The following is a 1560-nucleotide window of genomic DNA, read 5'->3' on the forward strand; positions in this document are numbered from 1 at the left end:
GTATCGATGAGATTGGCGCCGCGCCCCGGCGTTCCGGAGGGAAAATTGACCGGACGAAGGAGCCGGGGCTGCCGTTCGATGAAGACGAGCGTCTCGCGCTGATCCCAGGTGTGGTTGCCGAGCGTGACGGCATCCGCACCCGCATTCAGGATCTCGTCGCAGATCGCCTCGGTGATGCCGAAACCACCGGCCGCGTTTTCTCCGTTGATGACGACGCAATCGAGCATCCAGCGTTCGCGCAGGCTGCCGAGCTTGTCGATCACGGCCGTCCGACCGGGGCGTCCGACGATATCGCCGAGAAACAGGAGACGCATGGAAAGTCCTTAAACGGATCCGGTCGGGATCACTTGGTTTTCTGTGATGATGAAATCGAGCGCGCGGTCATGCGGCTCGACGGGCACGCGGGGAATTTCCTGGTCCGCAAAGGCCAGGCCGACGGTCAGGAGAGGGTGCTTTCCCGCCAGCGCTGCAATGGCGCGGTCGAAATGGCCCTTGCCGTAACCGATGCGTCCGCCCTGCCGGTCGAACGCAGCGAGCGGCACCAGCAGAGCCGCTGGAAAGACTTCAGGAGCGTCCGGTCCCGGCTCGTGGACGCCGAAACCGCCGCGAATGAGCGGATCGCCGGGGCGCCAGAGGCGGAAGCTGAGACGGGGATGGATGATTTGGGACAGCGCGACGCCTTGCCCGCGCGCCATCAGGCCCGCGATCAACGGCCGAGGATCGACTTCGCTGCGGATCGGCCAATAGGCCCCGATGGGATCCGCCGCCGCGAGCTCCGGCAAGCGGAGGGCGCGATCGGCGATGCGGTGGGCGGCGTCCTGGCGAAACGAATCGTCGAGGGCGTCGCGCCGCGCAAGCGAAGCGCGGCGAAGCTGGTCTTTCGTTTCGGCGACGTCGGGAGGAATCATGAAAAGAGCGCGGAGCCACAAAAGCCGTCGGAGTAGCGATCCCGGGAACCTACATAAGTAGGTGGGCGCCGTGTATCCCGGTCCAGGGACCGGGTCAGGGACAGCTCCCTAAGGATCGTTAAGGCCCCGGGGAAATGAACTCCTAACGTGCCCCGCAGCCCCGCCTTGCTTATGTAGTGACGATGCTCGTGCGGGGGAAGGGGAAAGTTTTGAACGGATCGGCAATCCGTCTTCCTCATTCCGGGGCCGCGGAGCGGAACCCGGAACCCATGAGCACCGACCATGCAGAACGAGACGCGACAATGGAGGCGCCCTTTCCGGAATCGTTACTGGTTATGGGTTATGGGCTCTCGCTACGCTCGCCTCGAAATGACGGAATGGGTCACCGGCACGAGGCCGGCGATGTTGGCGTCGAGGAATTCCTAGCTCTGGACAGTGCCCACATTCAGCCCGCGGGCCAGGCGTTCGATTCGCTCCGCCGCCTTGCCGATCGACTCGACGAGGCGCGATTCGATGTATTGCGAGCGTTCGTCGCCGGCGGAGGCAAGCGAGTGCAGTTTGGACAACTCCGCTTCCAGCGCCGCGACCTTCCGCTTCGTCTCGGCCATTTCGTCGGCGATGGTGATGGCGGCCATAACGTGGAGCCGCATGT

At 64.3% G+C, this 1560-nt stretch carries 3 protein-coding genes and 1 other RNA gene; all 4 read right to left on the reverse strand.

From position 1 onward, the window contains the following. A partial coding sequence (locus tag AC1DT3_RS20620; protein ID WP_477467068.1) for a YmdB family metallophosphoesterase occupies nt 1-314 on the reverse strand: 314 nt, incomplete at its 3' end. 9 nt (nt 315-323) lie between these two features. Further along, a complete protein-coding gene (locus tag AC1DT3_RS20625; protein ID WP_477467069.1) occupies nt 324-908 on the reverse strand; it encodes a 5-formyltetrahydrofolate cyclo-ligase in 585 nt (194 codons plus the stop codon). Between the two features lie 8 nt (nt 909-916). Continuing rightward, a non-coding RNA gene (gene ssrS / locus AC1DT3_RS20630) (6S RNA) lies at nt 917-1072 on the reverse strand. A gap of 258 nt (nt 1073-1330) precedes the next feature. Further along, the coding region (zapA, locus tag AC1DT3_RS20635) for a cell division protein ZapA (protein WP_477467070.1) at nt 1331-1560 on the reverse strand (230 nt) is incomplete at its 5' end.

Source organism: Microvirga sp. P4_G7 (assembly GCF_056401005.1).

What these genes read in the sequence shown, in the direction of transcription:
- AC1DT3_RS20625 (WP_477467069.1), bottom strand. Translation starts at nt 908, where the DNA reads ATGATTCCTCCCGACGTCGCCGAAACGAAAGACCAGCTTCGCCGCGCT.